Origin of the sequence: Microbulbifer okhotskensis, assembly GCF_023895975.1 — a bacterium.
GTDB lineage: Bacteria > Pseudomonadota > Gammaproteobacteria > Pseudomonadales > Cellvibrionaceae > Microbulbifer > Microbulbifer okhotskensis.
The window spans coordinates 1-17,192 of sequence record NZ_JALBWM010000028.1; the positions used below are offsets into that span (position 1 = coordinate 1).

Here is a 17,192-nt window from a genome sequence, read left to right on the forward strand (position 1 = left end):
GCATGATGGGTGGTGTGGGGGCCGGTAGCTAGAAACTACCGGCTACCCGATTTATGTGCTGGGCATATACCGCTATGCATACATCTTGTTTATATCTTATTGAATAAGTACATCGCATTTAGGGTGTCATAATCAATAATTATATATTTTTCACCAAGATCTTGCGCCTTATTAAGCATTCTTGATGCTTCCTCTATTTCATCTCTTTTGTAGTTTTCATGATTCCCTACTATTAAATAGAGCTTTGGTTCACTTACCTGAATATTGTGTTTTTCTAATGCATGGCTTTTGTTTTTTTCAAAATTAAAATAATCTTCATAGTTCGCCAGCTGGCACACACCTTCGTACACATAGTCATAAAATCTTCTTCGTTTATGCTTTCCTTTTGTCAATTTTTTATCCAGTCTTGGAAGCTTTAAATCACAAATATCATATAAATCTTCGTTTTTTCTCTTCAAAAATAAATCAGGGATTATACTTTTTTCACTAGGGTCGGAATTCCCTTCTGCCCATTCAAGTTCTTTCTCATACAAAAAGCTTTCACAGCGAAGTCCGTCCTTTACTATTTGAGGGTGTTTGTTTAGATACTCCCCGATGGCTGTTTCTCGAAAACTTGACAAATAAATATTTGCAAACTGGCTTGATATTATTCTTTTTTTTGCTTCTTCACCATCACAAACAATTAATCCGTAAAATTTTTTGTTCGACAAAGATTTGTTAAGCTCTTCTTCCAAGTGCTTCTTATATTCATTTTGTGAAGTACGTTTATTTGTCATCGACAAATTTATTATATATTTAAATCTGTAAAAATTATCTTTTGTGTTGATAAGCAGGAAGTTGCTCATTAATCCGTGTTGGAAATCCTCTCCAAGAGCAAAAGGGATTTCTGTATTAGTAGAATTTATTCCGTCAGTGCTAAAATCCATGAAATTAAAATGAGGAAATCTTTTCTTAACCTTGTTCTCATTGAAGTCGATGGAAATACGAATGTCATGGAGTTGTAGTGATCCACTTTTAGCTGTAATAAACGCCTTTTTTTCATGATCATCTGATAGGGTGAACTGGTAAAAATACTTATCTGATGATTTTTCTTTATTATCTTTTGGGCTCAAACCGCAATATTCTTCGTTCGCCCCAAAAAATTCGGCAATGTAATGTTCGCTTGTCTTTGTAAATATTATTGTGCTTGGGAATAGGAATTTATTATCTTTCTGGTTTTCAAAGTATAACTGACCATTTTCAATGAATTTCCACAAGTGCTCAAAGTATTGATGCCATATATCAACAGTAGTAGTTTTAAACTCTTTAAAATTCATGACTTCCGTTTGCTCTCGGTAGTTATTGCCACATAACAGTTAATTCAAAAGGAGCATCTATATATCACGCTTCTCTATAATTCCAAAGCCCATTCACTCCAATGATCAAAAAAGCATTTAAAATAAATGAGTTATAACCATGTGGTACAAAGGCGCAAGTATAGATATAGAGCAGCTGCTTTATAATTCTGTGCTCTCACTGCTATATATATTTTAGGGGGGCGTTGTAAATCAATGAGTTAGCCATTTTCTTCCAGAAATAGGAGAAGCTGCTTCTGAATTCTGATGTAAAGAGCAAGATTTAACTGTCGAAGCTGCCTAAACTCACACCTAGCAGGTGGCTTAACCACAAAGTAAGGCTGCTGAAAAATCTTGGATATCCACAAGTTGATTATAAGTTAACGTCCATTTTTCTGTGGATATGTGCGGCTGATCTGGATCTTTGATATTTGTGGCACAGAAAAACAACAAGCTGTATATAAAAGCAGCAAAATCAGAGTGTCATGGATAATATTTGCCCAAAACCATCTACAAAACCAGAGCGCTTGGTGGACATTCTGGGATAGTATATTTCCAGATTGGGGTTATCGTACCAGTTGGCCCTGGCCTTAAATACTGGGTGAGAGTAGTGCACTCACCACTCTTAGGGTGGTCACCTAAATTCCACAGTAATACCTTCAAAGCCTGTAAGATACTTAAGTTGTCGAGAGATCTTTTTTATCAATACAAGGAAGACGTTTCTAATAGTGGTATTAATAATTTACTATTTTGAACTCTAGCGTGAGAACCGATGAAGAGTACCAATCTAAACGGCCATTTTTACACTCAAGTGCAATTTCTCTAATCAATAACAAAAAATATAGGCACAAAAATAATCTTATTAGATTTTATTAGGTTTGTTTTAGTGTCAAAGCCACGTAAAATCGATAGATATTTATTGGTATTTTGGTCGTCATTGAGCAGCCTTCTGAAGGCCGATGACCAAAGCAATTCGAGAGAATCAAGAGACCCAAGGATTTTCTAAAAACCACCCCCTCAAAGGAGAACGGTAGCGTGAAGTAAGAATCAGTAAAAGGCGCTGGCCCTAGGTGCTGGAACACCTGGGGCCAGCTAACCAAATTGATAACAGTCCTATCAAGATGGCTATATGCATAGTACGCTAGAAACCCGCTCGTCTTCAATAAAGTGGAGCACAATCAGCGGCTTGGAGAGATTCCCCAAGCTCTGGGAGCGTTGCGTCTGCCTTTTCTTTTTCTATGCCTACCGTTCTCGCGCGCCACCCTCATTTCCTCAAACCGTTACTTTCCAAACTTTCCCATCGTGGAAGGCTTACCCATGGTTTGAATACCCGTAGGAAAAAAATATGTTGATCTTAAAGCGCCGCAAAGGCGAGAACTTACGGATTGGAGCGAATGTCTCAATCACAGTATTGGAAGTTAAGGGCAATCAGGTAAAGATAGGAATACTTGCTCCCAAATCCCTGTCCGTACACCGCGAGGAGATTTATGTGCGGATCAAACAGGAAGGAAATCTGGGCAGTGGGAATCGTTGAAAATCTGATCGAGGCTGTGGCGCTTAGCCATGAACGAGTGGTGTTGACATGAAAGCGCTAGCTACTGTGAGTTAGCGCTTTCAGTCGAGCCAATTGCGGCGAATAGGGCCGCTGATTGGGCTCGGGAATGAGCTTTATTAGTGATGCTTAAATCCGGCAGAAAACTTGTCGGCTAATTTGAAGTATTGGTTTAGATCCTTGCGGGTCTTTTCTGTACGGTTGTTTTCGGAGTTAAGATGGATACTTTCCACAACAACGGCAATGTCTTTTGCCAGCTTCTTTCTTTCACCCTTCAGGTTCTCAGCGAAATACTCAACACTTTTTTCGAGGCTGTAGGTGATGACATGTATCTGGTGAAGCTCAGCAGGATTCAGCTTTTTCTTGTTCTTAATTTCTTCTGTTTTCTCAATAAAAATCTTTCTCGCATCCTTTAACGAAGTAACTTTCGCTACTTTAAAGTGCTGGATGGGCTTTTCGCCTGATGCAGGGCTAGCTTGAGCCGCGGTAGCAAAAGTAACCGCAAAAAGTAATGCAATTAAAGTTCTCATTTTTCCTCTCTAACGCCCAAACTCTTAGGGTTGATAAGGCATTGACCGGGCGAAGTGAATGCCTAACATTTAACAGTGATCATTTTGGCTATTTTGATCGCTATCGCAAATAAGAATATCTATCATTACCATTCATGATGCAAGAATTTTTAGGTGCTCAAAACACTTCTTGCAAAAATTCCGATCGGGCTGATCGAAGTTTGCAAAGATTAAGGAAATTGAATCTGAGAGGGGGGCGTGCGGGAGGGGACAACGGAGGTCTTTAGCCGGGAAGAGGCGACCTCCGTGTTAAGGAGTTTGATCTGTTAACCCTCTATTTGCCGTAGCAACACTGTAGGTTATTGGCAGAAAGAACTGGTTAATCCGGCATTATTGAGACCGGCATCACCAATCAATTAGTGCAGAAGTTAGGAAAGCTCTCCCAATACCTCAACCATGGCCGAAGTTAACTGGCTAAGGTCTTCTTTAGAAATGACATAGGGCGGCATGGCGTAAACCAGTTTGCCAAAGGGGCGCAGCCAAACGCCGCGTTCGATGAGTGCTTCCTGCAGTTTGGCCATTTTTACTGGCTCGCGCATTTCCACTACGCCGATAGCACCAAGCGTTCGCACATCGGCGACATTCTGTGCGGATTTTAATGGGGCCAGCTGTTCTGTCATCTGCTGCTCAATCGCAGTTACTCGCTCCTGCCAGGGGCCGCTCAATAGCAGTTGAATACTGGCATCGGCGACAGCGCATGCCAGGGGGTTACCCATAAAAGTAGGGCCGTGCATAAAAACACCAGCTTCTCCCTGGCAGATTCCTTCGGCGACTTTATCGGTGCAGAGGGTGGCGGCGAGGGTCATGGTGCCGCCAGTCAGGGCTTTGCCGAGGGTGAGAATATCCGGGGTAATATCGGCGTGTTCACAGGCAAACAGTTTGCCGCTGCGGCCAAAGCCGGTGGCAATTTCGTCGGCGATTAGCAGCAGGTCGTGTTCGTCGCAGAGTTCGCGTACCCGGCGCAAATAGTCCGCTGAGTAAAAACGCATACCCCCGGCGCCCTGGACGATGGGCTCTAAAATAATCGCGGCCAGTTGATCGCGGTTCTCTTCTACTTGCTGGCGCAGTTCGGCGATATCGCGATCGCTACAGGTACTGCCAAAGGGGACCTGTGGGGCTGGGGCAAACAGGTGCTGGCTCAGTTGCCCGGTAAACAAGTGGTGCATGCCGGTGATGGGATCACAGGTGGCCATGGCTCCAAAAGTGTCGCCGTGATAGCCATTGCGCAGGGCGAGCAGTTTGCTCTTTTGGGGCTTGCCCTGGGAGTGCCAGTATTGGATGGCCATTTTGATGGCCACCTCTACCGATACAGAACCGGAATCGGCGAGAAAGACCCGGTTGAGGCCGGGAGGAGTGATTTCCACCAGCTTTTTGCACAGTTCGATGGCCGGTTCGTGGGTGAGGCCGCCGAACATGACGTGGGACATTTTGTCCATCTGTTCGCGCATGGCCTGGTTTAACTCGGGCACATTGTAGCCGTGCAGGGCACTCCACCAGGAAGACATACCATCGATCAGGCCGCGTCCGTCTTCCAGGTAGAGTCGCACTCCCTCGGCCCGGGCCACCGGGTAAACCGGGGGCGGGTCGATCAGGGAGGAGTAGGGGTGCCAAATATGTTTGCGATCGAAATCCAGGTCCATAAAAACGACATCTTTATTTTCTAGAGCCGGCAATCGCCGGTTAAGCCAGTTCCCGCAGTACTTTGAGCGGGGGTTGGCTGACGGAACTGTAACAGGCCAGGGTGCCGGCGGTGCCAACCAGTGCAGCACCGGTAAGAGGCCCTGTGAGCCAAAGGGCTGGATGTAATACCAGCGGCAGCTTGAATACCCACTGCGATAGCACCGCCAGGGTGGCTTCGGCACCGATGGCGGCGAGCAATCCGGCGGCAAAGCCCAACAGTCCGAATTCCACGATCAGGCTTTTCAGCAGCAGGCGTCTGCGCCCTCCCAGTGTGCGGATAATTGCCGCCTCCTGCAATCGCTCGGCGATACTGGCGCGCACGCCGGCTATCAACACCAAAACCCCAGCGATTAACATCAGAGCCATAACGGACTCTATGGCGAAGGAGACTTGGTTAATGGTGTCGCGAATGCGTTGGATAATCTTGTCCAGCTCGATCACGCTGACACTGGGGAAAGCGCGCACCAGATCGTTAACCAGCAGCTTGTCCTCCGGTGGCAGGTAAAAGCTGGTGATATAGGTGGCCGGGAGGTCGTCAATGGTGCCCGGCGCGAACAGCATATAGAAGTTCGGCCGCATGCTGTTCCAATCGAGTGAGCGGAAGCTGGCCACCGGGGCCTCCATTTCGAGCCCGCCGATGGAAAAGCGCAATTGGTCTCCCAGCGACAGTTCCAGTTGTGCTGCCAGTTCCACTTCCACCGAGACGCCCTCGCTGGCCTTATCCCACCATTCGCCTTCCAGGATACGGTTATCTGGTGCCAGGGTATTGGTGTAACTCAGGTTCAGCTCGCGGCGAACGCCGCCGGGGCGGTTTTTTTTCTCTTTGATCGAGGTGCCATTAATGGCCACCAGGCGGCCCCGCACCATGGGGTAAAACTCGGTGCTGCTCACCTGTCCCTGTGCCAGCATATTTTCCATAGCTGGTACATCGTGAGGTGCGATATTCAGGAGGAAGTGGTTGGGCGCTTTCTCTGGCAGTTGCATATGCCATTCATCAATCAGGGCGGTGCGGGCAAATACCAGGGCCAGCATGGCCAGTAATCCGGTGCCAAAAGCGGCGATCAGCAGGGTATTGAACGCGGCGCGGCGCTGTAGGCTGCCCAGGGCAATACGCCAGGCGCCTCCCAGTGAGGCCAGCTTGCCGCGCACCAGGAGCCGGTTGACCAGGGCGCTGCCGGCCACCAACAGCATCATGCCGACGAACAGCGCCAGGGTCATCAACAGGTTGCCGGACAGCCACCAGACCAATAGCAGCATGGCGCTGGGGCCGAGGACCAGTCCCAGCCATTCGCGCTTGTCCGGGTTACTCCAGTCGTGCCGTAGGGTTTGCATCGGGTCGGTGCGGGCCAGACGGAAAAGTGGCGGCAGGGCGAAACCCAGGGCGCAGGCGAGGCCGGTGGCGAAGCCAATCAGCAGTGGGCTCCAGCTGGTGGCTGGAGGTTGTACCGGAAAGAACCCTTGCATCAGGTTGACGGCCTGTGCCTGGATAAAGGTGCCCAGTGTCAGCCCGATGGCGGTGGCGATCAGGGTCAGGGCGGCCAGTTGTCCCAGGTAAATACCGAGGATTTTGTTGCGTCCGGCGCCGAGGCTTTTCATTACGGCCACATAAGCACCGTGGCGCAGTCCATAGCGGCGCGCGGCGAGGCCGACAGCGACACTGGCCAGGAGTACCGCCAGGCTGGCGGCGAGAAACAGGAAGGATTCGGCCCGGTCCAGGGCGGAGGCGACACGGGGCTGGCCTTCGCTTAGATTCAGTACCCGTTGGTGTTCGGTTAACTGGGGTTTGAGCCAGTCAAAGTATTCTTTCAGTGCCTGGTCATCACCGGCGAATAGATAGCGGTAGCGTACCCGGCTGCCGGGCTGGATTACGCCGGCGGCGGGGAGGTCGGCGGTATTGGCAAAAACCCGCGCGCCCATATCAAACAGGCTGGTGCCCCGGTCTGGCTCCCGCTCCAGCAGCGCGGTTACTGCCAGTTGGGTGTCGCCGAGGGCGAGGTTGTCACCGAGTTGGATTTCCATCAGCGGTAACAGGCGGGATTCAACCCAGGCTTCGCCGGGGGGCGGGCCCTGGGGCGCAACTTCCGTGGGGCCATCTACGGTGGTGCGGATCTCCAGTTGCCCCACCAGCGGATAGCCTTTATCGACGGCTTTGACCGAGACAAACTGGAATTGGTCGTTGGCGGACACCATGGACGAAAACTGGATTATCTGGCCCTGTTCCAGCCCCCTTCTATTGGCTTCTTCCAACCAGTCGCTATCCACCGGCTTGCTGCTGCGCAGTACCCGCTCTGCCGCCAGGAAGGTGAGGGACTGTTGCTCCATGGCGCGGGTGAGGCGGTCGGTAAAGTGAGCGATTGCGGTGACACAGGTAACCGCCAGAATCAGGGCCGAGGCAATTAGCGCCAGCTCACCGCCACGCCAATCCCTCAATAGTAATCGAAGAGGTAGCATCAGGCGGATACCTCCGACAGGCTGTCTCCATCGGACAGGGGGGCGTAGGATTCTACTGCGCCGGCGGCCATATGTAGGTGAGATGTGCAGCGTTGTGCGAGTCGCTGCTCGTGGGTGACCAATATCAGGGTGGTGTTGGATTCCCCGTTGAGCTTAAACAGCAGGTCGATAATTTTGGCGCCATTGCCCGCATCCAGGCTGCCGGTGGGTTCATCGGCAAAGAGAATAGCGTCTTCGCTGCTGAAGCTGGCAAAGGCCCGGGCGATGGCAACCCGCTGCTGCTCACCACCGGACAATTGGCGCGGATAGTGGCGCAGCCGTGGTTCCAGGCCAACTCGGGCCAAAAAGTCCTCTGCCCGCTTGGCCGCTCCGCGCTCGCCGCGCAATTCGCTGGGCAGCATCACATTTTCCAGAGCTGTAAGTCCCGGTAGCAGTTGAAAAGTCTGGAATACGAACCCCACACAGCGGGCGCGTACTGCGGCGCGCTGTTCCTCGTCCATAGCGTTGATTTCATCCCCGGCCAGCCAGATTTTGCCTGCGCTGGGTCTGTCCAGCCCTGCCAGCAGGCCGAGTAGAGTGGACTTACCGGAACCCGAGGCGCCTGTTACCGCGAGGCTCTCGCCGCGGGCGACTTCGAGGGAGATATTGTTTAACAGGGTCAGTGGTCCCTCACTGGTGGAGACTTGGTGAAAGAGGTTTTCTGCGGTGAGAATGGCGGACATACTGTATTCCCTGTGCGAATGCGCGAGATTTTTGGAGAGTATGACATGACGACAGCTTTTTTTCGGCGGCTACTATTTCCATTTGGCTTGGCGTTATTACTGTCGATCCCAAATGTGGCATTGAGTGCTGGCGGTACTGGGACGCTGCTGATCTTGGGTGACAGCATCAGTGCCGCCTACGGCATTGATGAAGAGTTGGGTTGGGTCAACCTGCTTCAAGTACGTTTGCAGGAAAACGGACGCCCGGTAAAAGTAGTCAATGCCAGTATCAGCGGAGAGACCTCAGCGGGAGGTCTGGCTCGGCTGCCGCGTTTAATGAAAGAGCACAGTCCACAATGGTTGATTGTGGAGCTGGGTGGCAACGATGGTCTACGGGGTTATCCACCACAGAGCCTCCAGCGCAATCTGCAGCAGATGGTAAAGCTGGCCAAAAACTCCGGTGCCGAGGTGTTGCTGTTGGGTATACGTATCCCTCCCAACTATGGCCGCGCTTATACCGAGGCCTTTGCCGCTGTCTTTCCCAAAGTGGCCCAGGCCGAAGCGGTAGCACTGGTGCCCTTTTTCCTAGAGACCGTTGCTCTTGAGCAGGGCGCCATGCAATCCGACGGTATTCATCCCACCGCAAAAGCGCAGCCCGCACTATTGAAGCATGTCTGGCCCTGCGTGGAATCGTTGTTGGCGGGAAGGGGAGATGGCGAACCCTGTACTCCGTGATCGAAATGCGTACAATCGCGCCCCCAGGAACAGGAAAGCCTGGCTCTGGTCCCGCTGTTAATGGTTTTTGTGCCGATGTTGTGGGCCTGGTTACTGGTTGCGAATGAGTTAGAGAGACACCATGCCCGAATTGGAAAACCGCCGCGAGCGGCTCGAATTTAATAAGCTGCAGAAGCGCTTGCGCCGCCATGTGGGCCGCGCTATCGCCGACTTCAATATGATTGAAGAGGGCGACAAGATTATGGTCTGTTTGTCCGGTGGTAAGGATTCCTATGCCATGCTGGATATACTGCTGAACCTGCAGAAAACAGCACCGGTTAACTTTGAGCTGGTGGCGGTCAATATGGACCAGAAGCAGCCGGGTTTCCCCGAACATATTTTGCCGGAATACCTTCAGTCCCTGGGCGTTCCCCATCATGTTGTCGAGAAAGATACTTACTCGGTGGTTAAAGAGGTGGTGCCCGAAGGCAAGACTACCTGCAGTCTTTGTTCGCGCTTACGTCGCGGTACCTTGTACGGGTTTGCCGAAGAGATTGGCGCCACCAAGGTGGCCTTGGGTCATCATAAGGACGATATCGTCGAGACCCTGTTCCTGAATATGTTCTACGGTGGCCGTCTCAAGGCAATGCCGCCGAAGCTGCGCGCCGATGATGGGCGCAATATCGTGATTCGCCCGCTGGCTTACTGCCGCGAGTCCGATATTGCCCGGTACGCTGAGTATAAACAGTTCCCGATTATCCCCTGTAACCTGTGTGGCAGTCAGGAAAACCTGCAACGTCAGGCGATCAAACAAATGCTGCAGGAGTGGGATAAGAAATTCCCTGGGCGCAGTGAGAACATTTTTGCTGCCACCACCCGCATATCCCCGTCACAGCTGGCTGACAGGGATATGTACGACTTTGAAAACCTGCTATTGGATCGCTCTACGCCGTCGGCTGCCGGGCGTCCTGACCATTCAATCCAGCGCCAGGTGAATTCTTGGACGCCGGAGGATGCTCAGGAAGCGGCGCCCCAGTATATCGAGGCGCGGAATCTGTAGGGTCGGCTCCACTGACCAGCTGTGCATAGCTGCACTCAAAATCCCGGGTACTCGCACTCGGCCCATGGTGGAAGTGTTGGTGCCACAAGCGTGCCATATTGGCCACGTCCGGTGCTTCCGTTTCCCGAAGTTTGTGTACATCGGCTGACCGATAAATCAACCAGGCAATGGCGGTGGCATAGCGCAGGTTGGTGGTCAGTTCGCTGTGGGGGTGGTCGAGAAAGTCCCGTTGACTGGCCAGCCCCCGCACTTTTGAGGCGAGGGTGGGGTGATCGATCAAGTATTGGTCCCAGATCTCCCGGTGGGTGTGAGGCTGGATTTGGTAAATGCCCAGCCCGTGTCGCCGTCCCTGCTTGAGGTGGAAGCCCAGTTGTGACTCCTGGGCAGCAGTTCCCAGAAGTAGATTCTCCATGCCCTGGCTCCAGGCTCTCAAGTGTTTGAGGGTTGGACGGATAACCTGGAGTCGGAGTTCATCCAGACAAATGCCCATAGTGTTGTCTTTTTTTCTGTAAGTGTGCCCAACATATATTTAGTTTGCAGATTGAGTCGGCGCCACCTAATGGGTAGATTTACGCGTAATAAACATAACAATTGCAACGTGGTGCCCATCCTATAGCTCATTTTGGCCAGAAATTGAGCAGGGATACGCAGGGTTTTCCAGCGCTGAGCGCCACTCCACATTGATCAGAAGGAATCCCCTATGTCCGCCGAGTGGCTGATCGCCCTTACTTTTGTCGCCTATTTGGCTTTGATTGTTGTCATTGGTATATACGCTTACCGGCGGACTAAAAATGCCAGTGACTATTTCCTTGGCGGCCGTTCCCTGCCGCCGGCGGTGGCAGCCCTTTCTGCTGGTGCATCAGATATGAGTGGCTGGTTGCTGCTGGGGTTGCCCGGAGCGGCTTATGCAGCGGGACTCTCCGCTGGTTGGATCGCCATCGGTCTTTTTTCGGGCATCGTCTTGAGCTGGGTGACGATGGGGCGGCGCCTGCGTATCTATACTTACAAGTTGGACGACTCGTTAACGATTCCGGCTTATCTACATCGCCGTTTTAAAATGGGGCACCCCTATCTGCGCACGGTCTGCGCGATTTTCATCTTGCTGTTCTTTCTTTTTTATGTGGCCTCGGGCCTGATTGCCGGCGGCAAGTTGTTTGAAACCGTATTTGGCTGGGACTACCGCTGGGCGGTGATTATCGGTGCTATAGCGGTGATTTCTTACACCCTGTTCGGCGGTTTTCTGGCCGTGTCCTGGACGGATGTGTTTCAGGGGTTACTAATGAGTGCCGCTCTGATCGCGGTGCCGCTGGTTGTTATCTCTGATCAGGGAGGATTTACTACCAGTTGGAGCCGTTTGCAGGCTGAGATGCCGCAACTGACCCATTGGCTGACGGATAACACCGGACAGACATTGAGCCTAGTGGCGATTCTCAGTTCCCTCGCATGGGGCCTTGGATACTTTGGGCAGCCACATATTTTGGCGCGATTTATGGCGGTGCGCAGCCCGAATGATATTCCCGCAGCGGCGACAGTGGCGGCGGTGTGGTCACTGGCGGGTTTCCTTGGTGCAATGGCGGTGGGTCTTTTTGCCCACCTGGAAATTCAGCAGGGCCTGCCGGATGGGGAGACTGTCTTTATGGAGATGGTGCAGGTGTTGTTTCACCCGGTAGTGGCCGGTGTTCTGTTAGCGGCAATTCTGTCTGCCATTATGAGCACGGCAGATTCTCAGCTATTGGTGTCATCGGCGGCACTGGCGGAAGATATATACCATGTTTGGTTTGGGCGAGAGATCAGCCCGGAGGCCATGGTTAAAGTCGGGCGCTGGGCTGTTGTCGCCCTATCGTTGATTGCGGTGTGGATCGCGATGGACCCGGACTCCAAAGTACTGGATGTGGTGAGCTATGCGTGGGCGGGATTGGGCGCTGCTTTTGGGCCGGCACTGTTGATTAGCCTCTATTGGTCTCGTATGACGGGCACCGGCGCGATTGTCGGGGTCGTGGTTGGCGGCGTGACGGTGGTGATTTGGGAGAAACTGTCCGGGGGCATTTTTGATGTTTATGAGTTGCTTCCGGGGTTCGTTTTTTCTTCAGCTGCTATCGTGTTAGTTAGCGCGCTGACGAAATGCCCGGAAGCCGTTGCCTCACAGCACCGAAAGTTGCTTGGTTGAGGGGGCAGGGCAGACTGGAAACCGAGCAATCTGCTTGGGCCTGAACGGACTGGTCGCGCTGGGAGCGCACCTCTGGCAAAGGTGCGACTGTTGTGAAGCGAAAGGGATTTCCATCCGCAGCAATTATTCAAATAGCGGTTGGAGATGCTGAGTGATTAAAGTTCATCTCGGTGATATCACTCGATTACATGTCGATGTAATCGTCAACGCTGCCAACAGCCGCCTCCAGGGAGGCGGTGGTGTCGATGGGGCCGTCCACCGCGCAGCGGGGCCCACCCTGCAAGAGGCTTGCCGTAAATTGGGCGCCTGTCCTGTTGGCGAGGTACGCGCTACCGGCGCTTACTCCATTCCTGTAAAGCGTATTTATCACACCGCCGGCCCGGTTTGGCGCGGTGGTAACTTGGGCGAGCCCGAGTTGCTTTCCAGTTGTTACCGGCAGTGTCTGGCTTTGGCTCGACGGGAAAACATGCGTTCAATTGCCTTTCCCGCCATTAGTTGCGGTGTCTACGATTATCCACCAGAGTTGGCGGTGGAAGTGGCTGTCGAGCAAGTACAACAGTACCAAGAGAGGGAGGGGGCGCTGCAGCAGGTTATATTTTGCTGTCTTAACGAGCAGATGGCCGATCTCTATCTTGCCCAGCTGGAAGCCTACATTAGGCGCTAAAAACCACGCTTTAGTTATTCGGTGATATTTTAGGCCATTGATTGATATCGGCAGGTTGGGGATTATTATTGTCCTGACAATAACAATATAAGAAAAGAGGAGACTGTCATGCGCAGTGCCCAGCAGTGGTTTTCAGAGTATGGTGAAAGTCACCAGAACCCGATTAACAAATCCATTCACTGGATTGCCGTCCCCGTTATTTACGCTACCGTAGCTGGACTCCTGTGGGCTATACCACAGCCGGAGTTTATGGCGGCTATTCCTTGGCTGAACTGGGCGGTGGTCATCACGGTACCCATTCTGCTGTTCTACTTTGCTCTGTCTTTCCCCATTGCCTTGGGAATGACAGCTCTGACAGTCGTTTGCTTCTGGGGTTGGTCGCTGTTGGAGCGCTTGGGAGTTCCCATTTGGCAGACGGCGCTGGGACTTTTTGTGGTGATGTGGGTATTTCAATTTATTGGCCACCACATTGAAGGTAAAAAGCCCTCTTTCTTTAAAGACCTTCAATTCCTATTGATCGGGCCTGCCTGGGTGATTGGTTTTATCTACCGTAAGCTGGGAATTCAGTACTGATTCGCAGCTGAGAGGCACTTTTCTACCGGTGAGTGGTGTGAGTCTCTCACCGGTCATGATTTATTATCGGTTGTAGTGAACCGGTACTTCCAAGGTTTCCTTTACTTCCTCCATGACCACATAACTGGTGCATTCCTGCACTTCCGGTAGGGTCAGCAGAGTCTCGCCGTAGAACTTGCGATAGGCGTTCATATCTGCAACGCGGGCTTTAATCAGGTAGTCAAAATTACCCGAGACTAGATAGCACTCCTGTACTTCTGGCAGAGCGGCCGCTGCGTGGCGGAACTCCTCGAAAGCGTCCTGAGCGGAGCGGTTTAAGCGGATCTGTACAAATACAACCAGGGCTGCATCTAAGAACTCCGGGTTTATGAGTGCGGTATAGCCCTGGATAATCCCATCATTCTCCAGACGCTTGACCCGTTCAACACATGGGGTCGCGGTCAGCCCCACTTGTCGGGCAAGTTCAGCGTAACTGGTCCGCCCATTCTTTTGTAATACTCGCAGTATGTTCCGGTCTATCGTACTGAGTTCTCCCGCACGCTTGCGCATAACACCTGTCTCCGAAGTGGTCGATACGATTAAAAACTAATCGTATCCATAGTTTAACTAGTGGATTCCACTAGTTTTATTTAAATTTTAGTAAATATCCACTCGTTATCTGTCCTTATACTGGGGAAAACATAGAAATTAGGTACTTTCTGTTGAATATGAAGTACCAAGCGCAGAGAGCGAGGAGAAGGAAAATGTTGATTGGCGTCCCTAAAGAGATTAAGAACCACGAGTATCGTATTGGCCTGACGCCGTCGAGTGTGCGTGAACTGATCGGCCACGGTCATCAGGTTATCGTGCAAAAGGAAGGTGGTGCTGCTATCGGTTTTCCCGACGAAATGTACGTTCAGGCCGGCGCGAAGATTATCGATACTCCGGAAGACATTTTTGCCACTGCCGATATGATCGTCAAGGTAAAAGAACCTCAGCCCCACGAGTGTGAAATGCTGCGCCCCGGACAGGTTTTATACACCTACCTGCACCTGGCTCCAGATCCCAAGCAAACCGAGTTACTGGTGAAGTCTGGCGCTACCTGCATTGCCTATGAAACCGTCACCGACCGCTTTGGTGGTTTGCCTTTGCTGGCTCCCATGTCCGAAGTCGCGGGCCGTATGTCGGTACAGTGTGGCGCGCACCACCTGGAGAAAGCTCAAGGTGGTCTAGGTGTCTTGCTCGGTGGTGTGCCCGGTGTTGCTCCTGCCAGAGTTCTTATTATTGGCGGCGGTGTTGTCGGTACCAACGCAGCAAAAATGGCGCTGGGTATGGGTGCAGATGTCACTATTCTGGATCGCTCGCTGCCGCGTCTGCGCCAGCTGGACGACATCTTTGGTGGCGCAGTACGCACCGAGTACTCAACCAACGATGCCATTGAAAAACACGCTCTCCAAGCTGATTTAGTGGTCGGTGCGGTATTGATTCCCGGCGCCGCAGCGCCAAAATTGCTGACTCGCGATATTATCAGCCGTATGAAGAAAGGTGCGGTTGTCGCAGACGTAGCTATTGACCAGGGCGGTTGCTTTGAAACCTCTAAAGCTACCACCCACCAAGAGCCAACATATGTGGTTGATGGTGTCGTTCACTACTGTGTCGCTAATATGCCCGGTGGTGTAGCCCGTACCTCTACTATGGCCTTGAACAATGCCACTTTGCCTTACGCCGTAGCTCTTGCAAACAAGGGCGCGAAGCAAGCGCTGCTCGACGATGCCAACTTATTAGAAGGTCTGAATGTTCACGCCGGTATGGTGACTTACCAGGCGGTAGCAGATGTACTCGGCTATGAATTTGTCGACCCGAAGCTGGCGCTGCAGAAAAAAGCGGTCGCTGAAGACGCGGTAGCCTGATGATTATGTGGCCGCTTCAGGCGGCCACAACTTGAATAGATAGAGATAAGCGGTAACGCGCTTGTTTTGGGAAGTTTCCCCCGGAGCGCTCATTGGCGTTCCTCTCTGTGAGACCTGGTGGCGGATGCCACTATATTGATAGCCGCGTTATTACGCGGTTTTTTTATGCGGGGAAAAAATTTCAGGTGGGGAGTGTTCAGCTTGCGGAAAGCTAAATACGGACGCTGAGGGACATCCTTGTACCTCGCCAACCTTTGCTTGCTGGTATTTAGCTCATCCGATGGGTCCGTTTAGATAACCCAGATTTCCACTCGGCGATTTTTAATCTTTGAGCTGGAAGTGTTAGAGGCAACGGGCAAGTAGGCACCGAACCCCTGCACCGGGGCAGTGTTAATCTGGTGATCCCTCAGGGCCGAGCGAACGGTGGCTGCACGTAGTTTTGAAAGTACGACGGAGCGTTCCCTGCTGACTTTTTTATCGCCAAAGCCAATTAGCAGTAGACGCCTATCGCGGTTCTCCGGCTTCTGCATAAAATGCACCAGGCGCTGGATGTCCTGCTGAGCTTTATTATCCAGAGAGGCGCTGCCCTCTGAAAAGCGGACATTAATACTCAGGCGTTCCGCATTTTTCGTAAGTTCTAGATATTCGCTGGGGCCATCGCGGTTTGCCTCTGCTTTTACTCCGATCGGTGTTTGTGCGACAAACCCGGTCGTTTTGACTTGCTCTTGGCCCTGCTCACTTTGCACGAATTGTAGGAACTCTTGTGCTGCGGGTTTTACAGCATAGGCGGCTGTGTATAAAAACAGGCGGCGAGAGAGGGGATAATCTTCAGTTGCAATGGTGAGATGTTCAGGAGCTTGTGGTTGGGTGTTTCCATCAGAAACTGCGATTGCTTTGGCCTGCCTGATTGAGGCCAGCCCGACAAAACCAATACTGTTGGCGTCCGCCGATACGCGGTCAGACAGTTGATCATTGGATTCAAAGCGTGCGGCACTCGGCGTGAGGGAGTAGTTCTTGCCGAGGATTAAGCTCTTGAAGGTATCCCAGGTACCGGATTGATTGTCCCGCGCCAGAACCTTGATACGGCCGTTCTGGCCGCCAAGTTGAGACCAGTTGGTGATTTTTCCAGCAAAAATTGCTGCAATTTGCTGTAGTGTCAATTTGTGAACAGGATTCTTTCGATGGACAATAATTGCTAAGCCGTCGATGGCAATAACATGCTCTGCACGATTGCTGCGCATATCACCGAAATGGCTCAAGGCTTGCTGCTCTTTGCTTTTTATTGGCCTTGATGCCATAGCGATATCGGCCTGTGATCGCTCCAGTGCTCTAAAGCCAGTGCTTGAACCATGAGCGGCAATGTCAACATGAACACTTCTACCATCTAGGGTTGCTTGCACTCGTATTTCATTCTCTCTTTCCAGAGGAATGATTTTGATATTACTGCCTCCCTTCGCGTTCAGATAGTCATTAATTAGATTGGGTGCCAGCTTCGCACCAATCGTATTTGAGCCATGCATAGTAAAAAGTAGGCTCGATGTTGCGGGATTGAAGCTGGGCAGCGCTGCTGAAACAGCCGTTGTCAGTGTCATTCCCGTAAGGAGAATGAATGCTTGCTTTAACCGACTAAAGAATACGCTCATAGTAACTCGACCGTAGGGTGGTAAAACGAGGGCGCAAAGTATGGCTTTTTTATTACAAAATAATGAAATCTTGATTAGTAAAGCGTGCAAATGTCTCATTGCCATGAAATCGTAAACTGTACTGGATTTTATTTGAACAAATAAAGTACATAGGGTGAAGAATTTATAAAATTACACGCCGATGCATGTCACCTA

The 17,192-nt window shown here is 51.4% G+C and carries 15 protein-coding genes; 7 read left to right on the forward strand and 8 right to left on the reverse strand.

Features of this window, described 5'->3' with window-relative positions:
• Positions 1 to 89 precede the first annotated feature (89 nt).
• Complete coding sequence (locus MO867_RS08740; RefSeq protein ID WP_252465967.1) at positions 90 to 1,316, reverse strand: hypothetical protein; 1,227 nt, start codon at positions 1,314 to 1,316, stop codon at positions 90 to 92.
• A 1,363-nt stretch (positions 1,317 to 2,679) separates the two neighbouring features.
• On the opposite strand from MO867_RS08740, the gene csrA reads away from it, so the two are divergent.
• Complete coding sequence (gene csrA / locus MO867_RS08745) at positions 2,680 to 2,868, forward strand: carbon storage regulator CsrA (protein WP_252465968.1); 189 nt, start codon at positions 2,680 to 2,682, stop codon at positions 2,866 to 2,868.
• Positions 2,869 to 3,005: 137 nt separating this feature from the next.
• Here csrA and MO867_RS08750 read toward each other — a convergent pair whose 3' ends face one another.
• The 4 genes from MO867_RS08750 to MO867_RS08765 all read right to left on the reverse strand — a co-directional run bounded on the left by MO867_RS08750 (position 3,006) and on the right by MO867_RS08765 (position 8,308).
• Positions 3,006 to 3,416 (reverse strand): DUF6746 family protein, encoded by a 411-nt coding sequence (locus MO867_RS08750; protein ID WP_252465969.1) that lies wholly within the window; start codon positions 3,414 to 3,416, stop codon positions 3,006 to 3,008.
• 407 nt (positions 3,417 to 3,823) lie between these two features.
• Positions 3,824 to 5,095, reverse strand: a complete 1,272-nt coding sequence (gene bioA / locus MO867_RS08755) for an adenosylmethionine--8-amino-7-oxononanoate transaminase (RefSeq protein WP_252465970.1) — start codon at positions 5,093 to 5,095, stop codon at positions 3,824 to 3,826.
• 40 nt (positions 5,096 to 5,135) lie between these two features.
• A complete protein-coding gene (locus MO867_RS08760) occupies positions 5,136 to 7,586 on the reverse strand; it encodes an ABC transporter permease (RefSeq protein ID WP_252465971.1) in 2,451 nt (816 codons plus the stop codon).
• Positions 7,586 to 8,308 (reverse strand): ABC transporter ATP-binding protein, encoded by a 723-nt coding sequence (locus MO867_RS08765; RefSeq protein ID WP_252465972.1) that lies wholly within the window; start codon positions 8,306 to 8,308, stop codon positions 7,586 to 7,588. Before MO867_RS08765 ends, MO867_RS08760 begins: the two co-directional genes overlap by 1 nt.
• Before the next feature lie 45 nt (positions 8,309 to 8,353).
• Between MO867_RS08765 and MO867_RS08770 the strand changes: the two genes are divergently transcribed.
• Both MO867_RS08770 and ttcA read left to right on the forward strand, forming a co-directional pair.
• On the forward strand, positions 8,354 to 9,022 hold the full coding sequence (locus tag MO867_RS08770; RefSeq protein WP_252465973.1) for an arylesterase: 669 nt from the start codon (positions 8,354 to 8,356) through the stop codon (positions 9,020 to 9,022).
• 121 nt (positions 9,023 to 9,143) lie between these two features.
• Positions 9,144 to 10,061: a tRNA 2-thiocytidine(32) synthetase TtcA gene (ttcA, locus tag MO867_RS08775; RefSeq protein WP_252465974.1), complete on the forward strand. Its 918-nt coding sequence runs from the start codon at positions 9,144 to 9,146 to the stop codon at positions 10,059 to 10,061.
• Here ttcA and MO867_RS08780 read toward each other — a convergent pair.
• Entirely contained in the window at positions 9,946 to 10,551 is a 606-nt protein-coding gene (locus MO867_RS08780) for a hypothetical protein (RefSeq protein WP_252465975.1), read from the reverse strand. The two genes, ttcA and MO867_RS08780, sit on opposite strands and share 116 nt — an antisense overlap.
• A 210-nt stretch (positions 10,552 to 10,761) precedes the next feature.
• Here MO867_RS08780 and putP point away from each other — a divergent pair, with 210 nt between their 5' ends.
• The 3 genes from putP to MO867_RS08795 all read left to right on the forward strand — a co-directional run bounded on the left by putP (position 10,762) and on the right by MO867_RS08795 (position 13,465).
• On the forward strand, positions 10,762 to 12,228 hold the full coding sequence (gene putP / locus MO867_RS08785; protein WP_252465976.1) for a sodium/proline symporter PutP: 1,467 nt from the start codon (positions 10,762 to 10,764) through the stop codon (positions 12,226 to 12,228).
• 151 nt (positions 12,229 to 12,379) lie between these two features.
• Positions 12,380 to 12,892: a macro domain-containing protein gene (locus tag MO867_RS08790; protein ID WP_252465977.1), complete on the forward strand. Its 513-nt coding sequence runs from the start codon at positions 12,380 to 12,382 to the stop codon at positions 12,890 to 12,892.
• Between the two features lie 108 nt (positions 12,893 to 13,000).
• Positions 13,001 to 13,465, forward strand: coding sequence for an Mpo1 family 2-hydroxy fatty acid dioxygenase (locus MO867_RS08795; protein ID WP_252465978.1), 465 nt, complete (start codon positions 13,001 to 13,003; stop codon positions 13,463 to 13,465).
• A gap of 63 nt (positions 13,466 to 13,528) precedes the next feature.
• Here the strand turns inward: MO867_RS08795 and MO867_RS08800 are convergent, their stop codons facing one another.
• Entirely contained in the window at positions 13,529 to 14,014 is a 486-nt protein-coding gene (locus MO867_RS08800) for an Lrp/AsnC ligand binding domain-containing protein (protein ID WP_252465979.1), read from the reverse strand.
• Positions 14,015 to 14,208: 194 nt separating this feature from the next.
• Between MO867_RS08800 and ald the strand changes: the two genes are divergently transcribed.
• The gene (gene ald / locus MO867_RS08805) at positions 14,209 to 15,354 is read left to right on the forward strand and encodes an alanine dehydrogenase (RefSeq protein ID WP_252465980.1); all 1,146 of its coding nucleotides are present in this window, start codon (positions 14,209 to 14,211) and stop codon (positions 15,352 to 15,354) included.
• Positions 15,355 to 15,644: 290 nt separating this feature from the next.
• Here ald and MO867_RS08810 read toward each other — a convergent pair whose 3' ends face one another.
• Positions 15,645 to 16,997 (reverse strand): phosphate ABC transporter substrate-binding/OmpA family protein, encoded by a 1,353-nt coding sequence (locus MO867_RS08810; RefSeq protein ID WP_252465981.1) that lies wholly within the window; start codon positions 16,995 to 16,997, stop codon positions 15,645 to 15,647.
• Positions 16,998 to 17,192: the final 195 nt, after the last annotated feature.

Coding starts and splice junctions, on each gene's coding strand:
- ttcA (WP_252465974.1), top strand. CDS start 9,144: ATGCCCGAATTGGAAAACCGCCGCGAGCGGCTCGAATTTAATAAGCTG.
- ald (WP_252465980.1), top strand. CDS start 14,209: ATGTTGATTGGCGTCCCTAAAGAGATTAAGAACCACGAGTATCGTATT.
- MO867_RS08750 (WP_252465969.1), bottom strand. CDS start 3,416: ATGAGAACTTTAATTGCATTACTTTTTGCGGTTACTTTTGCTACCGCG.
- MO867_RS08760 (WP_252465971.1), bottom strand. CDS start 7,586: ATGCTACCTCTTCGATTACTATTGAGGGATTGGCGTGGCGGTGAGCTG.
- MO867_RS08810 (WP_252465981.1), bottom strand. CDS start 16,997: ATGAGCGTATTCTTTAGTCGGTTAAAGCAAGCATTCATTCTCCTTACG.
- putP (WP_252465976.1), top strand. CDS start 10,762: ATGTCCGCCGAGTGGCTGATCGCCCTTACTTTTGTCGCCTATTTGGCT.
- MO867_RS08780 (WP_252465975.1), bottom strand. CDS start 10,551: ATGGGCATTTGTCTGGATGAACTCCGACTCCAGGTTATCCGTCCAACC.
- bioA (WP_252465970.1), bottom strand. CDS start 5,095: ATGGACCTGGATTTCGATCGCAAACATATTTGGCACCCCTACTCCTCC.
- MO867_RS08795 (WP_252465978.1), top strand. CDS start 13,001: ATGCGCAGTGCCCAGCAGTGGTTTTCAGAGTATGGTGAAAGTCACCAG.
- csrA (WP_252465968.1), top strand. CDS start 2,680: ATGTTGATCTTAAAGCGCCGCAAAGGCGAGAACTTACGGATTGGAGCG.
- MO867_RS08765 (WP_252465972.1), bottom strand. CDS start 8,308: ATGTCCGCCATTCTCACCGCAGAAAACCTCTTTCACCAAGTCTCCACC.
- MO867_RS08740 (WP_252465967.1), bottom strand. CDS start 1,316: ATGAATTTTAAAGAGTTTAAAACTACTACTGTTGATATATGGCATCAA.
- MO867_RS08800 (WP_252465979.1), bottom strand. CDS start 14,014: ATGCGCAAGCGTGCGGGAGAACTCAGTACGATAGACCGGAACATACTG.
- MO867_RS08770 (WP_252465973.1), top strand. CDS start 8,354: ATGACGACAGCTTTTTTTCGGCGGCTACTATTTCCATTTGGCTTGGCG.